The 20,099-nt window shown below is 74.2% G+C and carries 17 protein-coding genes; 9 read left to right on the top strand and 8 right to left on the bottom strand.

The annotated features are described in order from the left end of the window. Positions 1-153: 153 nt before the first annotated feature. Together P3T34_RS30435 and P3T34_RS30430 are read right to left on the bottom strand one after the other, a co-directional pair. Positions 154-915 carry a YcnI family protein gene (locus tag P3T34_RS30435; RefSeq protein WP_280669240.1) on the bottom strand — a complete coding sequence of 254 codons (762 nt, stop codon included), beginning with the start codon at positions 913-915 and terminating at the stop codon, positions 154-156. Between the two features lie 75 nt (positions 916-990). Continuing rightward, positions 991-1,761 carry a hypothetical protein gene (locus tag P3T34_RS30430; protein WP_280669239.1) on the bottom strand — a complete coding sequence of 257 codons (771 nt, stop codon included), beginning with the start codon at positions 1,759-1,761 and terminating at the stop codon, positions 991-993. A 108-nt stretch (positions 1,762-1,869) separates the two neighbouring features. Between P3T34_RS30430 and P3T34_RS30425 the strand changes: the two genes are divergently transcribed. Then, the gene (locus P3T34_RS30425; protein WP_280669238.1) at positions 1,870-2,703 is read left to right on the top strand and encodes a pentapeptide repeat-containing protein; all 834 of its coding nucleotides are present in this window, start codon (positions 1,870-1,872) and stop codon (positions 2,701-2,703) included. Between the two features lie 33 nt (positions 2,704-2,736). On the opposite strand, the gene P3T34_RS30420 is transcribed toward P3T34_RS30425, so the two are convergent. Further along, a complete protein-coding gene (locus tag P3T34_RS30420; protein WP_280669237.1) occupies positions 2,737-3,282 on the bottom strand; it encodes a DUF3515 family protein in 546 nt (181 codons plus the stop codon). Positions 3,283-3,505: 223 nt separating this feature from the next. Between P3T34_RS30420 and P3T34_RS30415 the strand changes: the two genes are divergently transcribed. The 4 genes from P3T34_RS30415 to P3T34_RS30400 all read left to right on the top strand — a co-directional run bounded on the left by P3T34_RS30415 (position 3,506) and on the right by P3T34_RS30400 (position 10,288). Then, entirely contained in the window at positions 3,506-4,195 is a 690-nt protein-coding gene (locus tag P3T34_RS30415; protein ID WP_280669236.1) for a hypothetical protein, read from the top strand. 112 nt (positions 4,196-4,307) lie between these two features. Then, entirely contained in the window at positions 4,308-7,130 is a 2,823-nt protein-coding gene (gene lnt, locus P3T34_RS30410; RefSeq protein ID WP_280669235.1) for an apolipoprotein N-acyltransferase, read from the top strand. Between the two features lie 204 nt (positions 7,131-7,334). Next, positions 7,335-8,717, top strand: a complete 1,383-nt coding sequence (locus P3T34_RS30405; RefSeq protein WP_280672494.1) for an MFS transporter — start codon at positions 7,335-7,337, stop codon at positions 8,715-8,717. A gap of 44 nt (positions 8,718-8,761) precedes the next feature. Beyond that, positions 8,762-10,288: a terpene cyclase/mutase family protein gene (locus tag P3T34_RS30400; RefSeq protein WP_280669234.1), complete on the top strand. Its 1,527-nt coding sequence runs from the start codon at positions 8,762-8,764 to the stop codon at positions 10,286-10,288. A 70-nt stretch (positions 10,289-10,358) separates the two neighbouring features. Here the strand turns inward: P3T34_RS30400 and P3T34_RS30395 are convergent, their stop codons facing one another. Then, entirely contained in the window at positions 10,359-11,063 is a 705-nt protein-coding gene (locus P3T34_RS30395; RefSeq protein WP_280669233.1) for a DJ-1/PfpI family protein, read from the bottom strand. Between the two features lie 154 nt (positions 11,064-11,217). Between P3T34_RS30395 and P3T34_RS30390 the strand changes: the two genes are divergently transcribed. The 3 genes from P3T34_RS30390 (at position 11,218) to P3T34_RS30380 (ending at position 15,108) form a co-directional block, all read left to right on the top strand. Continuing rightward, a complete protein-coding gene (locus tag P3T34_RS30390; protein WP_280669232.1) occupies positions 11,218-12,222 on the top strand; it encodes a helix-turn-helix domain-containing protein in 1,005 nt (334 codons plus the stop codon). A 278-nt stretch (positions 12,223-12,500) separates the two neighbouring features. Further along, positions 12,501-14,231, top strand: coding sequence for an LCP family protein (locus P3T34_RS30385; RefSeq protein ID WP_280669231.1), 1,731 nt, complete (start codon positions 12,501-12,503; stop codon positions 14,229-14,231). Positions 14,232-14,361: 130 nt separating this feature from the next. Continuing rightward, positions 14,362-15,108 (top strand): hypothetical protein, encoded by a 747-nt coding sequence (locus P3T34_RS30380; RefSeq protein WP_280669230.1) that lies wholly within the window; start codon positions 14,362-14,364, stop codon positions 15,106-15,108. Here P3T34_RS30380 and P3T34_RS30375 read toward each other — a convergent pair whose 3' ends face one another. Genes P3T34_RS30375 through P3T34_RS30365 form a run of 3 tightly spaced genes read right to left on the bottom strand, consistent with a single transcriptional unit; the run spans position 15,109 to position 18,241 of the window. Further along, a complete protein-coding gene (locus P3T34_RS30375; protein ID WP_280669229.1) occupies positions 15,109-15,990 on the bottom strand; it encodes a hypothetical protein in 882 nt (293 codons plus the stop codon). Positions 15,991-16,010: 20 nt separating this feature from the next. Further along, positions 16,011-17,840 carry a GMC family oxidoreductase gene (locus P3T34_RS30370; protein WP_280669228.1) on the bottom strand — a complete coding sequence of 610 codons (1,830 nt, stop codon included), beginning with the start codon at positions 17,838-17,840 and terminating at the stop codon, positions 16,011-16,013. Next, positions 17,837-18,241: a hypothetical protein gene (locus P3T34_RS30365; protein WP_280669227.1), complete on the bottom strand. Its 405-nt coding sequence runs from the start codon at positions 18,239-18,241 to the stop codon at positions 17,837-17,839. The genes P3T34_RS30370 and P3T34_RS30365 overlap by 4 nt, the downstream gene beginning before the upstream one ends. Before the next feature lie 239 nt (positions 18,242-18,480). Between P3T34_RS30365 and P3T34_RS30360 the strand changes: the two genes are divergently transcribed. Continuing rightward, entirely contained in the window at positions 18,481-19,281 is an 801-nt protein-coding gene (locus P3T34_RS30360; protein ID WP_280669226.1) for an SURF1 family protein, read from the top strand. An 8-nt stretch (positions 19,282-19,289) separates the two neighbouring features. Here the strand turns inward: P3T34_RS30360 and P3T34_RS30355 are convergent, their stop codons facing one another. Next, positions 19,290-19,982, bottom strand: a complete 693-nt coding sequence (locus P3T34_RS30355; protein ID WP_280669225.1) for a cupin domain-containing protein — start codon at positions 19,980-19,982, stop codon at positions 19,290-19,292. Positions 19,983-20,099 lie beyond the last annotated feature (117 nt).

Here is a 20,099-nt window from a genome sequence, read left to right as displayed (position 1 = left end):
GAGCAGCATTCGGTGCGAAGACACCTGCGAATGGCCCTGGTCACCCGTTTGTCGGTGGGGTTCATCCCCGCGGGGGAACGATTAGGCCCAAACGCTGCGCAGACGGAGCATCGGTGGTCGGGCCCGGGGAGGTGCCCCGGGCCCGACCCCGCGTCACTCCCCGGTGCTACCCCCGGTGCTGCCGGCCGAGCCGCCGCCGGTGCCGGCCGGCCTGCGGCGCAGGCCCAGCACGGCTCCGGTCAGCACGCCCAGGACGCCGATGACGATCCCGGCGACGCCCAGCGAGCGGGCCGTCGAGTCGTCGGCGGCGCTCTTGGTGGTCGCGGCGGCGCTCGGGGCGGCGGCGGCCGGTGCGGCGCCCCCGTCCGGCACGGCGGCGGTCAGGTGCAGGGTCGGCGCCGGGTGGTCGGGCTCCGGCTGCCCGGGCTGGGTGGTGTCGATCCAGCGGACCACGGTGCCGTTGGAGTACGTCTGCAGCGCCTTGAAGACCAGCTGGTCGGTGCCGGTCGGGAGCTGGCCGAAGTCCACGGTGAAGTCCTGGTAGTGGCCGGGCGCGATGCTCCCGCCGGTCCAGGTCACCTGGGAGACGACGTCGGTGATGGAACCGTCGTCGGTCTTGATCGGGGTGGCCAGCTTGGTGGTCACGATCTGGTCGGTCCAGCCCGGGACCGGCGCGATCAGCGCCGAGGCGATCGGGTGGTCGGTCGGGAAGTAGAGCTCGACCTTGGTCGTGCTGGCAGTGTCGTCCTCGTTCGGCACCCGAAAGGCGAAGGACTGGTCCGAGGCGCCCTGCGGGGCTGCGGACGGCTGGACGGTGACGTGCGCCGAGGCCGGGCCGGCGACGAGCAGCACGGTGGCGCAGGCCAGCGCGGAGAGCGCGGCGGCGCGGCGGGGCAGACGGGTGTTCTTGGACATGAGCGGTGTTCTCCATCCGGAGCTGGGCAGCCGTCGGCGACAGCCGAGGGGCGGTTGCCCGATGACAGGGGGGACTTAGAACGTCGCCCCGGTCGGTGGGCCGCGCCGGATCACCGAGTGCCGCAGCGGGGCGGGCAGCCTGAGCCACCCGTCGTCCGTGCCGGGCGGGATCGGGCGGGCCGGCGGCGCGGCCCAGCCGCCCGGACGCGCGGCGGCGAGCAGCCGGGCGCCGCGCAGGGCGGCCGCGCAGGCTCGCCCGGCCGCCTCGGCCGCCTTGGCGCCGAGCCGGACCAGCCGCCAGATCGCGGCCTCGCCCCGGCGCAGCCACCAACCCGCCGCCAGTGCGGCCAGCAGGTGGGCGGCGAACATCTGCGGGCTCATCCCCAGCAGCCCCGCATGCGGGGCGACGGCGGCCGTCCCGACACTCGCCGCCGCGGGCTGCTGGACGGCGGCCATGCCGGGCATCCCGGCCATGTCCGACATCCCGGTCATCTCGGCTATCCCGGAGGCCCCGGACGCCGCGTGCGGGGAGAGGTGGGTAAAGAGCATGTGCAGGGCCAGCTGCGCGACGCCGAGCCCGCCGCAGAGCGCGGGCAGCGAGCGCTCGCTGCCCGCCGTGCCGACCGCCGCCGCGCCCACGGCCAGCCAGCCGAACAGCAGAGCGGGCAGCGGTATGGCCGTCCCCGCGCCGGTGGCCAGCACGTGCCCGGCCGCGGCCAGCGCGACGCACACCGTGGCGAACGGCACCGCCCGCACGGCACGCAGGCCGAACCCGGCCCGGACCGGCGGCAGCGGTGCGGCCGTGGCGGGGGCGGAAGCGGCGGAGGCGCGGGCGGTGGCTGGCATGGCGGGGCCATCCTGCCATCCGTGCCCTGGGCTCCACCGGGGATCCCCGAAGTTTGACGCTAGGCTGCCCGCTGAACTCAGATGTTTGCGTACAGGAGACCGCGCCCGGTGCCAGAGAACCACGACCACCCAGCCCCGCCCGGCGCCGAGCTGCGGGCCGACTGCGAGAGCTGCTTCGCACTGTGCTGCGTGGTGCCCGCCTTCTCCGCCTCGGTGGACTTCGCGATCAACAAGAGCGCCGGGCAGGCCTGCCGCAACCTGCAGCAGGACTTCCGCTGCGGCATCCACACCCAGCTGCGCCCCAAGGGCTTCCGCGGCTGCACCGTCTACGACTGCTTCGGCGCCGGGCAGCAGGTCTCCCAGGTCACCTTCGGCGGCCAGGACTGGCGCCAGGCCCCCGGCACCGCACGGCAGATGTTCGCGGTCTTCCCGATCATGCGCGACCTGCACGAGCTGCGCTACTACCTGACCGAGGCCCGGGCGCTGCCCGCCGCCCGTCCGCTGCACGGCGAACTCAGCCGCGCGCTGGAGCAGACCGAGCAGCTGGCCCAGGGCAGCCCCGAGGCGCTGGTGGAGCTCGACGTGGCCGAGCACCGGCGCGAGGTCAACGGGCTGCTGCTGCGGGCCAGCGAGCTGGCCAGGGCAGGCGTCAAGAAGAAGAAGAAGGACCACCGCGGTGCCGACCTGGTGGGCGCCAAGCTCAAGGGCGCCGACCTGCGCGGCGCCAGTCTGCGCGGGGCGTATCTGATCGAGGCCGACCTGCGCGGCGCCGACCTGCGGACGGCCGACCTGATCGGCGCGGACCTGCGCGGCGCCGATCTCAGCGGGGCCGACCTGACCGGGACCGTCTTCCTGATCCAGTCCCAGCTGGAGGCGGCCCGCGGCGACGCGGCCACCAAGCTCCCGCCGACGCTGACCCGCCCGGCGCACTGGGCCGCGTAGCCCTGCCGACGCGCCGCAGCGCAGGCCCTGCGGCTACGAGGTGCTCGCAGCGCCGAGCTGCCCGCTGAGGTCGGGGACGGTGGCCTTGACCGCGTCCGAGATGGAGCTCAGCGGGTCGAGGTAGTTGGGGTAGGCCTTGGCCGGCACGCTCACCTCGACGTAGGCCAGCCGCAGCGTGCAGGTGAAGCGGTAGCCGCCGTGGCCGTCCTGCTCCAGGTACCACTGCACGTCGTTGACGTTCGGGCCGGTCGACTCCTGGTTGGCGAGCTTGTCCAGGGCCTTCGGGCGCGGCACCCCGCAGCGCAGCACCGTGCGCGGCGTGCTGTTCCAGACGGCGACGTCCGCGGAGGGGGAGGTCCTGGTGCGGCCCTCGATGGCCTGCGGCAGCGCCTTCGCCAGCGCCTGGCAGTAGCCGACGGCCTTGGCGTCCGGCGTCGGCGCGGTCAGCGGCGGCTGCCAGTCCCCCCAGCTACCGAGCAGGAACGCGGAGCAGGCCAGCAGCCCGAGCGGCAGGGCCAGCCAGCGGATCGGGGCGGGCAGCGACGTGAGTGCGCGGATCGGACGCTGGAATCGGGCCACCGCTCCATCGTAGGTGCCCCCTCCACGGCCGATCGCGCACCCTCCCCGGGCCCACTCGCTCATCAGCCAAAGTGAAGACGATTTCAGACAATTCCCTTTCTTCATTCATATCAGCTGATGACACCAGCTGCTCCCGCTGCCTCAATGGACCCAGCGACCACCGCGCTCCGGACACCCCAGCCAGCGCTTCCCACCCCGTGAAGCCCAACCGAAGGGTCCCACCATGACTGTGCTCAACCGCCTCCTCGGCACTGCGCTCGCCACCGGTGCACTCCTGCTGGCCGGTGGGGTGCTGCCCACCGCCGCCCAGGCGGCCACCCCGCAGCAGGCCGACTACGGCGGCTACGCCACGGCCACCAGCCCCGGCGGCGCCGAGCAGGCCGCGTACAGCCACGCGTACAGCGCGGCCGCCGCGGCGGGCTTCGCGCAGAGCCAGTGCCTGCCGCTCGGGCTCCCGTCGGTCGACGTGATCAACGAGCTGGCGGTGCGGCCGCAGATGCTCCCGTGGCCGACGGTCTGGGAGGCCGACGTCCAGGTCCAGTGCGCGAGTGCGCCGGTGGCGGGCAGCGTCAACCTCAACCGGTACAACGGCCCGGAGCACCTGACCACCACCGGCACCGCCCCGGCCGGCTACTACCTGGAGGGCAGCCTCGGCTTCGTGTACACCGGCCAGGCCGCCGGCACCGCCCCGCTCTACGCCTGCGAGGTCGGCACCGACACCTTCTCCTCGCGGGCCGCCGACTGCGAGGGCCAGCGGTACCTCGGTCTGCTGGGCTACGTCTACACCGCCCCGCCGGCCGGTGTCGCCACCCGGCCGCTGATGCGCTGCCGCGCCGCCGACCACTTCGACTCCAACGACGTCAACTGCGAGGGCCAGATCATCGACGGCCTGCTCGGCTACACGCTGGCCTGACCCGCCCCTGCTCCCCCTGCCCCTGCCCCTGCCCCCTGAGACACGTCGCGCGTACGCCCGGGTGCCCCCCTGTCCCCTGGCGTACGCGCGGCGGCAGCCGGACGATGGGCGCATGGGCAATCGCGCGGTGACCGCACAGGACCCGCCGTCCGCGCCGGGTCCCGGTTCGGTGCGACAGGATCTGGCGGGCCCGCTGCGCCCGCTGGTGGCCGGCCAGTGCCTGGGCCAGGGCGCGGACGGGCTGGCCCAGATCGCCTTCGCCCAGTTCGCCCTCTTCGACGTCGGCCACGGCGCCACCCCCGGCCGGATCGCGGCGGTGCTCGCGGTGACCCTGCTCCCGTTCAGCCTGGTCGGCCCGATCGCGGGCGTGCTGATCGACCGCTTCGACCGGCGGCGGACGCTGATCGCGGTATCGCTGCTGCGCGCACTGCTGGTGGTCGGCGGCGCCGCCGTCGTGCAGGCCCGCTCGACGGCGGCGGCCTATGTGATCGTCGTCCTGCTGCTCTCCACCTCACGCCTGGTGCTCACCGCCAAGGGCGCCGCACTGCCGCGCACTGTGCCGCGCGACCGGCTGGTGCCCGCGAACGCGCTCTCCGCGATCGCCGGGATGAGCGCCGCGTTCATCGGTGCGGTCGGCGGCTCGCAACTAGTCGGCCACTCCGCGGTGGCGGGCTTCCTGGTCGCCGGACTGCTCTACGCCACCGCCGCGGCGGCCTTCACCACCGTGCCGCCGCTGGGCGGCGAGGGCGGCGGCCGGCTCGGCGACCCGCTGCTGCCGCGCCTGCGGAGCACCCTGACCGACCTGGCGGACGGCGCGCGGGTGGTCGCGCGTACGCCGGAGATCCGCCGGCCGATGCTCAGCGTCACCGTGCACCGGCTGCTGCTCGGCGCGGGCTTCGTGGTGCTGATCCTGGTCGCGGACAGCGAGTACCGGCTGCGCGCCTCCGGATACGGGATCGCGCTGGCCGTCACCGGGATCGCCTCGTTCGCCGGCAGCGTGGCGGCCACCCCGCTGGCCGCGCGCTTCGGGGCCCGCGCGCTCGTCCCGGCGGCGTTCCCGCCGGCGGCCGCGGCCGTGTACGTCGGCGGGCTGTCGCCCACGCTCGGGGTGCTGATCGCCTGCGTCGGCATGGTCAGCTTCGCGTTCGCGGTGCTCAAGGTGGCGGCGGACGCGCTGATCGGCGGGGCCACGCCGGACGCCGTCCGCGGTCGGGTCTTCTCGATCTACGACGTGCTCTACAACGTGGCCTTCGCGCTCGCGGGCCTCGCGATGGTGCCGTGGTGGCACCAGGGGCGCGAGCGGGCGCTGCTCTGGTGGGTGGCCGCCGCGTTCGCGGTCGGCTGGGCGGTGGTGACGGCGGCCGACCGCGGCGTGCGGCTCGTACCACCGCTGCGTCGGGCGCCCCGCGCGCCCCGGCGGGGGCTGTGGCACCGACCCCGCCCGAGCTGGGCGCGGCTGCGCGGGCGGGTTTCGGCGCTGCCGGCCGGCGCGCTGCTGGTGCTGGTCTTCCCCGCGCCCTCGTGGTGGTGGCTGGCCTGGTTCGCGCTGGTGCCGCTGCTCCTCGTGGTCCGGGCCGCGCCCACCCGGCGCGAGGCGATGGTGCGGGCCTGGTGGGGGGCGGCGGCGTTCGTGATGGCGACGCAGTACTGGCTGACGCCGAACATCGGACCGGCGATCCTGCTGATGGGCGCGCTGCTCGGCGCGCTCTGGCTGCCCTGGGGCTGGGCGGTGCACCGGCTGCTCAGCGCTCCGGTCAGCGGGGGGCGCTCGGCCGCCGCGCTGCTGGTGGTGCCGAGCGCGTGGAGCTGCGCGGAGGCGGCGCGCTCCTGGCAGAGCCTCGGCGGACCGTGGGCGCTGCTCGGGACCAGCCAGTGGCGCCAGCCCGTGCTGCTCGCCTCGGCCTCGCTCGGCGGGGTGTGGCTCACCGGGTTCCTACTGGTGACCGCGAACACCGCGCTGGTGGTGGCCTGGCTGAACCGCCGCTGGTGGACGCGCGGCACGGCGCTGCTGGTGGCCGGCGCCTGCGCCGCGACCGGGCCGGTCTGGTACGCGCTGCGCACCGAGCCGCCGGTGACCGGCAGCGTGCGGGTCGCGGTGGTCCAGCCCGGGGTGCTCGACTCCCCCGCCGCCCGGGAGGCCGCCGAGGAGGCGGCGACGGCTGGGCTCCCGCCGGGCGCCGACCTGGTGGTGTGGGGCGAGAGCAGTGTCGACGCCGATCTGAGTGGCGACCCGGCCCTGCTGGCCAGGCTGCAGGCGCTCTCCGCGACGGCCGGCGCGGACCTGCTGGTGAACGTCGACGCCCCCTCGGTCTCGAGCGGGGGCTGGTACAAGCAGTCCGTGCTGATCAGCCCGAACGGGGAGGCCGGCAGCTACGAGAAGAACCGGCTGGTCCCGTTCGGCGAGTACATCCCGCTGCGCCCGCTGCTCGGTTGGACCGCCGACCTCAGCAAGGCCGCCCAGACCAACCGCCTGCGCGGCCACGGGCTCGTGGTGCTGCACACCGGATCGCTCAGCTTCGCGCCGCTGATCTGCTTCGAGTCCGCCTTCCCCGACATGGCCAGGGACGAGGTCGCCAAGGGCGCCCAGCTGATCGTGTACCAGACCAGCACCTCGACGTTCCAGGGCAGTTGGGGTCAGCCGCAGCACGCCTCGCTGGCCGCGGTGCGGGCCGCGGAGACCGGGCGCCCGGTCGTCCAGTCCGGACTGACCGGCGTCAGCGCCGCCTTCGACGCCCAGGGCCGCCAACTCGCCTGGTACCCGCCCTCGTTCCGCGGCGCCTTCACCGTCACCATGCCGCTGGCCTCCGGGCGTACCCCCTACGACCGCACGGGCGACTGGGTCCTCGCCCTCGCCTTCACCACCCTGGCCGGCGCGGTAACCGCCACCACCCTCCGCCCGCGCTCGGCCCGCCCTCCCGGCCAGGGCCTGTCCTAGAGAGACGGCGGTGCACTGCCGATCGGTCGGCGCCATATTTTCCTGCGGAACATATCTGCATGCGACTACCTCGCCTTCCGAATATGTCGCAGGCCGATGTAATCTCAGCATGTGAACACCAGCAGCTCCCCCGGACCCGCCGGCGCGGCGATACGCGAGGCGGTGGTCCCCCGGCCCCGGCCGGCGGCGCCCCGCCTTCGCGCTCTGCTGACCACCGAGCGACCGCGCCCGGACCGGATCCGCGAGCACCCGCTGGCCTGGCGGCTGGCGGTGGCCACGGTCTGCTTCGGCGCGTTCATGGGCCAGCTCGACGCCAGCATCGTCACGCTGACCTACCACCCGCTGCGCACCGAGTTCCACAGCTCGCCGGCCGGCGTCGAGTGGGTCTCGCTGGCCTACCTGCTGACCCTGGTGGCCTTCCTGGTCCCGGTCGGCCGGCTCTCCGACGCGCACGGCCGCAAGCTGATGTACCTCTACGGCTTCGCCGTCTTCACCGCGGCCTCCGCCGCCTGCGGACTCGCCCCCAGCCTCACCCTGCTCGTCGTCTTCCGCGTCGTCCAGGCGCTCGGCGCGGCGATGATGCAGGCCAACAGCGTCGCCCTGGTCACCACCAGCGCGCCGCCCGGGAAGATGCGCGCCGCCCTCGGCATCCAGGCGGCCGGCCAGGCCGTCGGGCTGGCGCTCGGCCCGACCATCGGCGGCGCACTGGTGGCCACCCTCGGCTGGCGCTGGGTCTTCGGTGTGAACGTACCGATCGGCATCCTCGCCCTGATCGCCGGCCACTACCTGCTACCGCGCACGCGCGGCTGTGTGCGCTCGACCCGGATCGACGTGCCCGGCGTCGCCCTGCTGGCGGCGACCACCACCAGCGCGCTGCTCGCGCTCTCCGTCGCCTCCGGTCTCGGCCTGCCGGTCTGGACGGCGGGCGCGCTGGCCGTGCTGTCCGCCGGCTCCGGCTGGGCCTTCGTCCGCCGCCAGCGGGACGGCGCCAACCCGCTGGTCGACCTGCGGCTGCTGCGTACCGGCCGGATCGGCCCCGGGCTGCTGGCCGGGCTCTGCGGCTACCTGGTGCTGTTCGGCCCGCTGGTGCTGGTCCCGGCCGGCCTCGCCCGGCACGGCAGCTCGGCACTTTCGATCGGGCTGGTGCTGACCGCACTGCCGGTCGGCTTCGCGCTCGCCGCGACCTGCGCCGAGCGCCTGCTGCCGCGCGGCTGGGGCGACACCCGCCGCTGCCGGGCCGGCGCGGCGGGCTGCGTGGCGGCGCTGGCGCTGCTCGCGGTCGTGCCGCAGCAGGCCGCGACCCTGCCCGGCCCGCTGGCCCTGCTCGGCCTGGCCCTCGGCACCTTCGTGCCCGCCAACAACGCCCTGGTGATGAAGGCGATCCCGGCCGGTTCGGCCGGCACCGGCGGCGGCATGGTCAACATGACCCGCGGGCTCGGCACCGCGATCGGGGTCGCGGCCGTCACGCTCGCGCTGCACCTGGTACCCGGCGACGCCGGAGCGCGCACGGCCGTCGGCACCCTGCTGGCCTTCGCCGTGCTGGCGCTGCTGACCACGCTGCCACCCCGTGCTCCCCGATCGAGCTGACCGGTTTTCCACCGTCGGTACTCCTTGCGCTACGCTCCGCAGTCATGGCCGAGAAGGACGCCGAGGTACTGCGCTGCCGCGACCGGCTGGCCCAGCGGGTGGCCGCCCGACTGGGTCCGGACGGGCTGATCGCGGCGCCGTGTGAGAGCCGGGTGCTGGAGTCCGCCCTCGCGCTGCGGCTGCTCACCGCCGAACAGGCCGAGCCGGCGGCCGCTGCCCGGCTGACCGGCTACCTGCGCAGCACCCTCACGCAGTCGCCACCGGACCCGCTGCAGTGCGCGATCGCCCGCGCCGCGCTCGGCGGGGGCACTATCGGCGGGGCCCCCGGCGGCATGGCGGCGCTGGGCACGCGGAACGCGCGGGACGCGCTGGACGCCGTCGCGCAGCTGAGCAGCGAACCCGAGCATCTGCTCCTGCGGATCGCGGCGGCGGAAGTCGGCGCCATCGACTTCCCGCGCACCGGCCCATCCGCCCCACCCGCCCCCGCCGCGCTCGCCCCCGCCGGCTTGGAGATGACGGCGGTCAGCGTGCTCGCCGCCTACGGCAGCGGCACCCCGCACGCGGTCAGCGGCCACGACTGGGCCACCCTCGCACCGGCCTGCCGCCCCGGTCCGGCCCGGGAGAACACCCAGCTGGCCCGGCTGCTCGGCCTGCTCGCGCTGCGCAACAACCCCGCCTACCGCCCGGCCGTGCGACGGGCCCTGCCCTACCTGACCGCCGGCCTGCGCCCCGACGGCGGCCTGCCGTTCATCGCCGGGATGGACGTGCGCGCCACCGCCGTCGCCGGTCTGGCGCTGGTCGGCGCCCGCCACCCCGGTCCGCATCCGGGCGTGCTGGCCGACGCACTGGCCGCCCGGCAGAACCCCGACGGCGGCTTCGGCTGCCACCCGGGGCTCGCGCTCAGCGACGTCGACGACACCGCCCGCTGCCTGGCGTTCCTGCGCACCGTCGCGCCGGGTCGCCACCACGGCACGATCACCGCCGCCGAGGAGTACCTGCTCAGCCGCCACGCCCCGGACGGCGGGTTCCGCGACCTCGCGACCACCGCGGCCGTCGCCCACGCCCTCGCCGCCGACCCGGCCCACCACCGCGCCGTGGAGCGGGCTGTGGACTTCGTCACCGTGCACCAGCGGCCGGACGGCGGCTTCGAGCGCCGCGGCGGCCGCACCGCCGCCGCGACCGCCTTCCACGCCGTGCAGGCCCTGGACGCCACCCGGCCCGCCGCCCGGCAGCTCGCCATCGGCTTCCTGTGCGCGGTGCAGAACGAGGACGGCGGGTTCGGCCACCGGTGCGGCGATCCCAGCGACCCGGTCAGCACCGCCTACGCGGCGGCCGCGCTCAGCCGCTCCCCTGCCGCCGGCCCGGCGCTGCGCCGCGCGCTCGGCCACCTGGTCGGCTGCCGGCAGCCGGACGGCGGCTACCGCGGCCGACCCGAGCAGGTGGCGCCGCGGCCGCTGCCGTACGACGTCCCGGTGCTGGCCGAGAGCTGCGTACTGCTGGGCCTGGCGCACGCCACCACGCCCGCGCCCGCGAGCGACCGGACCGTACTCGCGGCGGCCACGGGCGGGTGAGCAGCGGCCGGGGGCGGGTGAGCGGCGGCCACGGGCGGGTGGGCGGCGGCCACGGGCGGGTGGGCGGCGCTCAGGCGCTCAGGCGGGCGTGCAGCTCGGGGTGGTCGGCCAGCGCCACGGCCAGCAGGTCGGCCGCGGTCTGCCGGTAGGCGCCGGTGTCCGCGGTCGCCCAGTCGATGCCGCCGAACGGCGCCTGCGGGTCGTACTCGATCAGCAGCTGCACCGTCCGCGCGGTCTGCTCACCGGCCAGCCTGGCGACCAGGTGCAGCGCCATGTCGATACCAGCCGACACGCCGGCGGCCATCAGGAACGGCCCGTCCTCCACCCACCGTTCGGCCACCGGGGTGGCGCCGAAGCCGGGCAGCAGGTGGCGGAACATCCAGTGGGTGGTGGACCGGCGGCCCTCCAGCAGACCGGCCGCCCCCAGCAGCAGTGAGCCGGTGCAGACCGAGCCGACGAGCTGCGCCCGGGTGGCCGTGCGCCGCAGCTCGGCCAGCAGCGACTCGTCGGCCATCGCGGTCAGCGTGGGCAGCAGGCCGCCCGGCACGATCAGCGCGTGCGGCGCGGGCACCTCCTCGAAGGTGTGGCTGGGCAGCAGCGAGAGCGGCGTGTCGGTGGCCATCGGCTCGATGCGCTGGGCCAGCACGACGGTCCGGAAACCCGGCACCAGGTCGGCGAGCGCGCTGCACACCTGCAGCGGGCCGACCAGGTCCAGCGCGGTGATGCCGGGGTAGAGCGCGAACGCGATGGTCTTCACGTCGTCGTCATCGAACATGTCGTTCTCCGTTGGCGGTTGGCGGTCCGGGCGGTCGTTCCGCCCGCTCCGCACCGTGCCGCCCGGGCCGCGACGCGGGCAACCGGCCGGGCCCGCTGACGTCCCAAATCCTGCGATACCTGTCTGTCGGACATCTCGGCTATGCTCACGGGCCATGACGACCGATGCCCGGCGGGTGGTGATCGCCGGTTACCGGAACGCGGAGCTGCTGGACATCGCCTGCGTGAGCGACACCTTCGACGCGGCGAACCGGCTGGGCGCCGACCCGCCGTACCAGGTGCGGCTGGCGACCGTGCGGGGCCAACCGGTGCCGTGCAGCTCCGGGTTGGTGCTGGCCGCGCAGTCGGCGCTGGAGAAGCTCCGCGGCCCGCTGGACACCCTGCTGGTGGCCGGCGGGCTCGGCCACCGGGCGGCCGCCGCCGATCCCGAACTGATCTCCCAGGTACGGCGGTTGGCCGCCGTCAGCCGCCGGGTCGGGTCGGTCTGCACCGGCGCCGACGTGCTGGCCGCCGCCGGGCTGCTGGACGGCCGCCGGGTCACCACCCACTGGGCCTTCGCGGCCGAACTCGCCGACACCTACCCGGCGGTGCGGGTGGACCCCGCGCCGATCCACATCCGCGACGGCGCGATCTACACCTCGGCCGGCGTGACCAGCGCGCTGGACCTGGCGCTCTCGTTCGTCGAGGACGACCACGGACCGGGCCTGGCCCGGTCGGTGGCACGGCAGTTGGTGACCTATCTGCAACGCCCGGGCAACCAGGCGCAGGTGAGCATGTTCACCGCTCCTGTGCCGACCGAGCACCGCGCGGTGCGGCGGCTGGTGCGGCACATCACCGCGCACCCGGCGGACGACCTCGGCGCGCCCGCGCTGGCCGCCCGGGCCGGCCTCAGCACCCGGCAGCTGTCCCGGATCTTCGCCGACCAGCTCGGCAAGTCGCCTGCGGAGTACGTGCGTTCGGCGCGCGCCGAGGCCGCCGCCCGACTGATCGGCTCGACGACGCTACCGCTGGCGGTCGTCGCGCGGCAGTGCGGCTTCGGCTCGACCGAGACCCTGCGGCAGGCCTTCCTGAGCCACTACGGCGTCTCACCCTCCGCGCACCGAGCGGCCTGTCGCACGGCGGCCCGATCCGATCCGGGCGACCGAACGCCAGCCGATTAGTGATAGTTAGCAGCGGTCTGTCCAGGTCATGGGCGCGTACATGGCGAAACGATGTCGGAACGGTGTTGGAACCTGTCGGGAACCGACAGCTTTCGACATGCGTCTTTCGGTTGGCCAATGGCGAAAAGTCACTCCTCCGCGAGGCTTCGGCACCGGAAAGTGCCACGCCGGCCCTCCCCAGCAGGCAGGCCACTGTGTGATCTACCGAAGAAAACTTGCTAAGTTGCGCAACTGATGCACCACTGGTGCCGATCGGTCGAGGAATGAGGACACCGGGCATGACCGAGATACCGCAGGGCCAGTCCGGGGAAGGCCGCCGCGCGCGCCGCGTCGCGGGTTCGACCCCGTCGCCGGCCGCCGGTGGCCGCGCGGCGGCCCGCAAGAACACCAAGAACGGCGGACGCGGCAAGAAGCCGCGCCGGGTGCTGCGGATCGTGGCCTACACCAGCGCCGGCGCCATCCTGCTGACCGCCGGCGTGGGTGCCTACGCCTACCAGAAGCTGAACGGCAACATCCACAGTGCCCCGCTCTTCGCCGGGACCTCGGGTGACGCGGGTCACGAGACGCCGGACGCGTTCGGCCGGACCCCGATCAACATCCTGGTGATCGGCTCCGACACCCGCGACAACGCCGCCGACTGCGCGATCGGCGGCGACTGCGGCAGCGGTGCCAACGCCGACGTCGAAATGGTCCTGCACGTCTCGGCCGACCGCAGCAACGCCACCGTGATGAGCGTCCCGCGCGACACCGTGACCCAGCTGCCGGGCTGCACCGACACCCAGAACCACACCTCGATGAAGGCCCACACGGACATGATCAACAGCACCCTGGACTACGGTCCCGGGTGCACGGTCGCCGCCGTCCACCAGCTGACCGGCATCCCGATCGACCACTTCATCACCGTCGACTTCTCGGGCGTGGTGCAGATGTCGGACGCGGTCGGCGGCGTGCCGATCTGCGTCAGCGACAACGTCTACGACCCGTACTCGCACCTCAAGCTGAAGAAGGGCGACCACACCCTGAAGGGCATGGCCGCGCTGGCGTTCGTCCGCTCGCGGCACGGCTTCGGCGACGGCAGTGACCTGGGGCGTACCGTCGCGCAGCACATGTTCCTCGGCTCGATGGTCCGCCAGCTCAAGAGCGCCGGCACGCTGACCAACCCTTCCGCCGTCTGGTCGCTGGCCAACGCCGCCACCCAGGCGCTGACGGTCGACACCGGCCTGAGCGGCATCCCGCAGCTGATGGGCCTGGCGAACGACCTCAACAAGGTGCCCAGCGACCGGATCACCTTCACCACCATGCAGAACGAGCCCGACCCGAGCAACAACGCCCGGATCATCGTGGCGCCCGCCGCGCAGAACCTGTTCAAGACGATCATCAACGACCAGTCGCTGACCACCGGTAGCGGCGACAAGTCCTCCGCCGCCGCCCAGGCCACCGGCGCGGCCGCCGCGCCCGCGCCCGCCCCGGCGCCCACCAGTGCGGCGCCCAAGCCCGCCGGAGCGCCGGCCGCGGACATCGCCGTCCAGATCAAGAACAGCAGCGGTGTCAGCGGCCGCGGCACCGTCGTGCTCAACTCACTGATCGCGCAGGGCTACAGCTCGCGCAGCACCGACGTGAAGGGCATTCTCACCAGCCGGACCACCGTCAGCTACACCGCCGGCCGGGAGGCCGACGCCAAGGAGGTCGCGGCCTCGCTCGGGCTGCCCGCCTCCGCCGTCGTCCCCGGCGAAGGCAGCGGCATCACGCTGATCATCGGCTCCGACTGGACAACCGGCACCACCTTCGGCGGCTCCACGGGTACCACGCCGTCCGGCGGCGGCGCGCCCGCCGCACCCGCCCCCGTCGACACCCAGGCCGCCCTTAACAACGCCAGCGCCCAGACCGCCGACGACAGCAGCAAGTGCGCCCAGGTCGGCACGCAGCGCACCGTCGAGATCAACGGCGTCGGCATGACCCCGATCCAGGCGTACTCCAAGAGCCCCGACGTCCCCGACTCGGCTCCCTGATCCGACTCGGCCCACGCCGACCACGCCGACCACGCTGAGAAAGCCGCCCGCGCACCGTTCCCCGGTGTGCGGGCGGCTTCCGCTTGCCAGTGGCTTCCGCTTGCCAGTGGCAACCGGCAGACTGTCCCGCATGCGTGAACTCCTCGACGGCAGCGGCGACATCACCGGCTTCCTCGCCTCCTGGTACGGGCCGCCCGACCGACCCAGCGCGGACGCGCGGCCGGGCTCGGACCGGCTGCCGCCGGCGCTGCGCACGTGGTATCGGATCGCCTCCGGCTACAGCCGGCCGGTCCTGTTCAACCACCGGATCGTCCCGGCCGCCGAACTGTCCGAGGACGACAGCCTGTTCGCGTTCTGCGCCGACGACTTCGGGTGGCAGGACTTCGGCGTCGCCCCCGGCGGCGGCGACCCGCTGGTGCACCACCGGCTGGTGGACGAGGACGCCGGCTGGGAGCCGAACGACCAGGGACTGCGGCTGTCGCAGTTCCTGCCCGCAATCCTGCTGCACGAGACCGTCCACGGTGCCCGATTCACCGCCAGCGCCGACAAGTTGACGCTCCAGCAGAGCGAGCAGCTGCTTGCCCCGCTGCGCCGGCTGGACGGCCCCGAGCTGTTCACCGCCCAGTACGCCGCGGGCCACGAGCTGCTCGCCGCCGCCTGGCCGGACGAGGGCGGCTGGTCCGTCCGATTGGCCGCCCGGACCGAAGCGCTCCTCGGCCACGCCGAGGCGGTGCCCCAGGCGCGCTTCGGTCCGGGCGAGTGGTATCCGGGCGAGTGGTATCCGGGCGACCGTCAGCAGGCCGACCGTCAGCAGGGTGAACAGCCGCCGCAGGAAGCCGCGTTGGCGTCCGTTCAGGCGCCTGCGCCGCCCGCGTAGTCACTGCTGGAGGTGGCCTGGGAGGTAGTAGGGGTGATTGTGCGCGGCGACCGGCGGCGACTGGTACCACCAGACTCCGGCGGCGGGCCGGTCCGCGATCAGCCCGGTCAGGTGCTCGCCGACCTCGCTCGCGCCGTCGGCCACGCTCAGCCGGATCCGGTCGGCGCCGGCGGCGTCCACCGTGTGGTGGCGGTAGGGGTGGTAGACGTTCATCGGCCCGGCCAGCGGCCGCCCGTCGGCGTCGGTGCCGTAGCCGGTGATCGGGGTGTTGTTGACCGGGTCCGATGCCAGGCCGGCGAGGTCGGCGGTCAGCGAGAACAGCTCGGTGTCCCGCCGCTCCAGCGCCGTACCGTCCGAACTCAGCTCCGCGGAACGGCAGGTGACGCTCCAGCGCTCTCCGGACGGCCCGTTCAGTGAGGGCATCTCGGCCTCGAACCAGGCCGGGTACTTGGGCTCGCCGTAGAGCCTGGTGCCCGCGTCGATCGCCATCGGGTTGTCGCACAGCACATGCAGCCGGGCGATGCCGAGCAGCTTGGTCTGGTCGTGCCCGTGGGCGAACTCCTGGTACGACAACCCGGCGACCCGGTCCGCCTCGCCCGCCGGGTGGGCGATGATGCTGTACTCGATCTCCTGGGTGACGCCGCCGCCGTTCGGGTACTGCGCGAAGTAGAGCTGGTAGTTGAGGGTGACGCAGGCACGGCCGCCGAAGTCGGCGGCGGCCAGCGCCGGATGCCGTTTGGCGAGCAGCGCGCGCACCGGGTCGGGGTCGACCAGGTAGTCCACTCCGATGTTGTGCAGGGCGCCGTAGTGGAACGGCAGTTGGTACGGCGCCGGGACGGGCGGTCGACCCAGCGGCCCTGATCGGCCGATCAACTCGGACATGGCGGCGGCTCCTTGTGGGATCAGGTGGACAGGGATATCCGGTGACGGTTCGTCAAATCCTGGTGGATCCGCTCACAACTGAGCAGCGCCATGGCCGCCATGGTGAGCGAGGGGTTGGAGGTGCCGACCGAGGGCATGCTGCCGCACCCCACCGCGTACAGGCCGGGGTGGTCCCAGCAGCGCTGGGCGCTGTCGACCACCGAGGTGGCCGGCGAGTCGCCCATGATGTGGGTCCCGGCGCCGTGGCCGGCGCCGTGGAACCGCAACGGCGCGCCCTGGTACTCGAAGTAGCCTGGCAGGCCCGGGTGGTGGGCGGTGTGGTCCTCGGCCCCGAGCAGGGCGAAGAGCTGGTCGGAGACCGCCTTGGCGGCCGCCATCCCGCGCTTGACGTAGTCCGACAGCCCATAGGTCAGCACCGGGCGCGGGTTGCCGAGCAGGTCGCGGCGGGCGTGGTCCAGGGTGACCCGGTTGGCCGGATCGGCCTCCTGCTCCATCTCGAACTGCAGCGCGAACTGCCGACCGATCCGGTCCCGCGCGGCCTGCCTCAGCTCCTTGCCGAACAGCCCGATGCCGGTCGGCGCGGCCGGGTCGCCGCGGTGCAGCAGCTCGGCGATGTCGCCGTCCACCGGCCCGACGGCCCAACTCCAGCCCCAGTTGCCGATCTCGATCCGGAACGGCGCGCGGTGCGCCCGTGCCGCGCCGAACCGGAAACCCTCGATGCCGGAGGTCGAACCCGGGCCACGGTAGGGGCCTGTCTGCTCGGGCATCAGCCCCCAGGTGAGCAGGACCGGATGGTCCATCAGGTTGCGGCCGAGCTGGTCGCTGCTGTTGGCCAGGCCGCCCGCGAGCATCAGCCGGGCGTTCTCGACGGCATGCGCGGCCAGCACCACGACGTCCGCGTGGACGGTGTGCCGGGTGTGCCGCGGCGAGGCCGGGTCGCGGTACGCCTGGTACTCCACGCCGGTGGCGCGGCCCCCGGCGTCCACCAGCACCCGGCTGACCACCGCCTGGGTGCGCAGCTGCACCGTGGGCGGCCAGCGGCGCTGCGTGCTGAGCGGCGTGTACTTGGCGCCCGTCGGGCAGACCGGGATGCAGCTCGCGCTCCCCGCGCAGGCCGGTCGGTCGGCCGCCGCCTCGGCTGCCTCGGCCGCCTCGGCGGTGGCCGGGAAGGTGGCCGGGGTGGTGGCGCGGCCGGACGGGGTGCCCACCACGCGCAACTCGACCGGCGTCGGACGCGGATCGGCCGGATCGCGCACGGACCGGCCGTCCAGCCCCGCCGCCACCACCTGGTCCAGATAGCTGGGCGGCACCGGCCGCATCGGGAAGACATAGCCCTCCGGCAGCGGCAGGCCGACCCGCACCCGCTGCTCGTCGGCGTCGGCGGCCACCCCGATCTCGCGCTCCGCGGCCCGGTAGTACGGCTCCAGCTCGTCGTAGCCGATCGGCCAGCTGCGAGCGGGCCCGAAGTCACCGGCCCGGAAGTCCTCGGGGTGCATCCGCGGGGTGAGCCCGGTCCAGGCCAGGCCGCTGCCACCGTTGGCCCGCAGATAGCCGCTGCCGTACGGGAGTTCACCATTCTGCAGCAGGTGACCGGTGGCCCGGTGGCCGCCGCCGTCACGGGCCGCGAGGTCCAGCACCTCGGGCGAGGGGACGACGGCGTTGGGCGCCAGCGCCGAGCCGGGCACCTTGGCGACGGCGGTCCGGAAGGCCTGAAGCTGCTCGGCCGGCGGCTGCTCGGCCCCGGCCTCCAGGACCAGCACCCGCCATCCGCGCCTGCCCAGCCGATCCGCCACCAGCGACCCGGCGAACCCGGCGCCGACCACCACCGCGTCGAACCGCTCCGCGGTCATCGTCCCGCACCCCCACGCGCCACGGCCTGCGGCGGCAGCGCCCAGCTGCCCGGCCCGGCCCCCTGCGTCCCGGGCGCGCGCCCGTCGAAGGTGCGCCAGACCAGTCCCTGCTCGTAAGCCCGCGCCGACACCACGGCCGCCGGCTCCAGCGGCCAGGCCCCCAGGTACCACAGCTGGGTGACCGCCCGGGCCGCCGCCAGCAGCTCCCGGTCCGCCGGCTCCCCCAGCTCCGCCGGCTCCCGCTGCTCCAGAGCCTGCGCCAGCCGCCCGTACCGCTCCGCACCGAGCCGCTCCACGACCACCCGCAGATACTCGCCGGCCATCCCCGTCGCGACCAGCTCCCCCTCGTCGAACCCGGTCAGCTTGACCGACACCCCCACGAACCGCTCGACCTGCCCCATCCCCCAGCCCCGCCCCTCCGCGCCGCAGGCCCGGACCGCCCCGGCACCAGGCCGATCCTTCCTCCGCCGTGCACGGACCATGCGCGCCGATCACATTCGATCGTTTTTATCTGCCCACGACCGCTTCTGCCTCACTCTGAGCGTCCTCGCCGCAGGCCACGCTGGGGGGCAGCGGCGGGACCGTGCGGGGACGGAGGTACCGTCGTGTGGTGTTCCGCATCCTGCTTACGAGGCGGTGGGTGATCCTGACCCTCGTCTTCCTCGCGCTCATTCCCGCCATGACCTGGCTGGGTCTCTGGCAGTTCCACCGCTACCAGCAGACCAACCGGCAGAACGGGAGCATCAACGCCAGCCTGGCCGCGCCGCCGGTGGCGATGGACGTCATCTCCAAGCCCGGCGGCACCGTGCCGGCCGACGACACGTACCGCACCGTCACCGCCGTCGGGCACTACGACACCGCGCACGAGTTCGTGGTCCGCCAGCGCACCGACGCCGCGGGCGACTCGATCGGGTTTTACGTGGTGACGCCGCTGGTCACCGCGCAGGGCGAGGCGGTGCTGGTGAACCGGGGCTGGGTCGCGCCGGCCGGCGGCGGTTCGGCGAGCGACTACCCGCCGGTGCCGCCCGCTCCCTCGGGGCAGCTGACCGTGACCGGGCGGCTGCGGCCGGACGAGACCAGCGCCTCCACCGGCATCCGCGAGCGCTACGGGATGCCCCCGCGGCAGTACATGCTGATCAACAGCGGGCAGCAGGCCAAGCAGCTACCCGAACCGGTGGTCGCGGGCTACCTGGAGTTGACGGCGACCAGCCCCACCCCGCCGGCCTCCGACCAGGCCGAACAGGTACCCAGCCCGAGCGGCTCCAACAGCAGCCAGTCCGGCGACGACGCGGTGGTCGGCAAGGGCGTGCACCTGCCGTACGCCATCCAGTGGTGGCTGTTCGCCCTGCTGATCCCGGCCGGCTGGGTGGTCCTGTTCCGCCGCGAGCTGCGCGAAACCCGGGAGAAGCGCGAGAGCGCGGCGGCGGAAGCGGCGGCCTGACCGAGGGGTCAGGCCGGGACGGCGCTCAGGAGGAGCTGGCGGGTGGCGGGCTGGGGGCGGCGGGCGTCGTGGTCGCGGAGGGCGAAGGTGAGGTGGACCGAGAGCCCCTCGCTGCCGGTCGCCGCGTGCGCGGAGCCGCGCGGCAGGTAGAGCAGCCGACCCGCCGTGAGCTCGGTGTCCAGGACGTCGGCGCCGGGGCCGGGGTGGATGCGCCAGCTCTTGGCGCCGTTGAGCTGGACGAGCAGCAGGTCGCCGTCCTCGTGGCGCGCGGCGAGGCGCTCGGCGCCGAAGGCGGTCGCGGACAGCGAGGCCTCGACCTTGCAGCCGAGCAGCCGCCCGAGCGCGCCGGACAGCGCGGCCACCTCGGCGTTCCACTGGTCGATGCGCGGCAGCAGCACGGTGCAGCCGTCCTCCAGCTGCCGGATAAGCGCCAAGGGGTCGGCCACCGGAACCGCGTAATTCGCGGCGCTTTTCCCGGGTCGGCAGAAATCCAGCGCCGGAACCATTTCGCCGCCCCGCAGAACGGCCACCTGCGGCGGGCGAATTCCGCCGCCGAGCAGCCGCCGATACCAGGACAGGCCGAGCGCGGGGCCGCACCACGGTGCCGTCAGCACGGTCGAGGTACTCGGTGCGCCGCGGCGGTGGCCGCGCAGCTCGGCGCAGAAGGCGTCGAGCCAGCCGGTCGGCGGGGTGTCCGTCATCAGTGATCGCTCCGTCCGAGGCCACCTTCGCGCACCGGTCGGGCGCGTTCTGAACAATCCCTATTCTGACGGTTCCGAGACCGGCAAATCGCATTTTTTGGTGCCCGATCAGGCAAT

Origin of the sequence: Kitasatospora sp. MAP12-44, from assembly GCF_029892095.1 — a bacterium.
Classification (GTDB): Bacteria; Actinomycetota; Actinomycetes; order Streptomycetales; family Streptomycetaceae; genus Kitasatospora.
This window is presented reverse-complemented; position numbering and strand designations above follow the sequence as displayed.

Excerpts from the sequence above, each read along its gene's own strand:
- P3T34_RS30365 (WP_280669227.1), bottom strand. The coding sequence starts at position 18,241 with ATGGGGCAGGTCGAGCGGTTCGTGGGGGTGTCGGTCAAGCTGACCGGG.
- P3T34_RS30355 (WP_280669225.1), bottom strand. The coding sequence starts at position 19,982 with ATGACGGACACCCCGCCGACCGGCTGGCTCGACGCCTTCTGCGCCGAG.
- P3T34_RS30385 (WP_280669231.1), top strand. The coding sequence starts at position 12,501 with ATGACCGAGATACCGCAGGGCCAGTCCGGGGAAGGCCGCCGCGCGCGC.
- P3T34_RS30395 (WP_280669233.1), bottom strand. The coding sequence starts at position 11,063 with ATGTTCGATGACGACGACGTGAAGACCATCGCGTTCGCGCTCTACCCC.
- P3T34_RS30435 (WP_280669240.1), bottom strand. The coding sequence starts at position 915 with ATGTCCAAGAACACCCGTCTGCCCCGCCGCGCCGCCGCGCTCTCCGCG.
- lnt (WP_280669235.1), top strand. The coding sequence starts at position 4,308 with ATGGGCAATCGCGCGGTGACCGCACAGGACCCGCCGTCCGCGCCGGGT.
- P3T34_RS30380 (WP_280669230.1), top strand. The coding sequence starts at position 14,362 with ATGCGTGAACTCCTCGACGGCAGCGGCGACATCACCGGCTTCCTCGCC.
- P3T34_RS30370 (WP_280669228.1), bottom strand. The coding sequence starts at position 17,840 with ATGACCGCGGAGCGGTTCGACGCGGTGGTGGTCGGCGCCGGGTTCGCC.
- P3T34_RS30390 (WP_280669232.1), top strand. The coding sequence starts at position 11,218 with ATGACGACCGATGCCCGGCGGGTGGTGATCGCCGGTTACCGGAACGCG.
- P3T34_RS30375 (WP_280669229.1), bottom strand. The coding sequence starts at position 15,990 with ATGTCCGAGTTGATCGGCCGATCAGGGCCGCTGGGTCGACCGCCCGTC.
- P3T34_RS30400 (WP_280669234.1), top strand. The coding sequence starts at position 8,762 with ATGGCCGAGAAGGACGCCGAGGTACTGCGCTGCCGCGACCGGCTGGCC.
- P3T34_RS30430 (WP_280669239.1), bottom strand. The coding sequence starts at position 1,761 with ATGCCAGCCACCGCCCGCGCCTCCGCCGCTTCCGCCCCCGCCACGGCC.
- P3T34_RS30415 (WP_280669236.1), top strand. The coding sequence starts at position 3,506 with ATGACTGTGCTCAACCGCCTCCTCGGCACTGCGCTCGCCACCGGTGCA.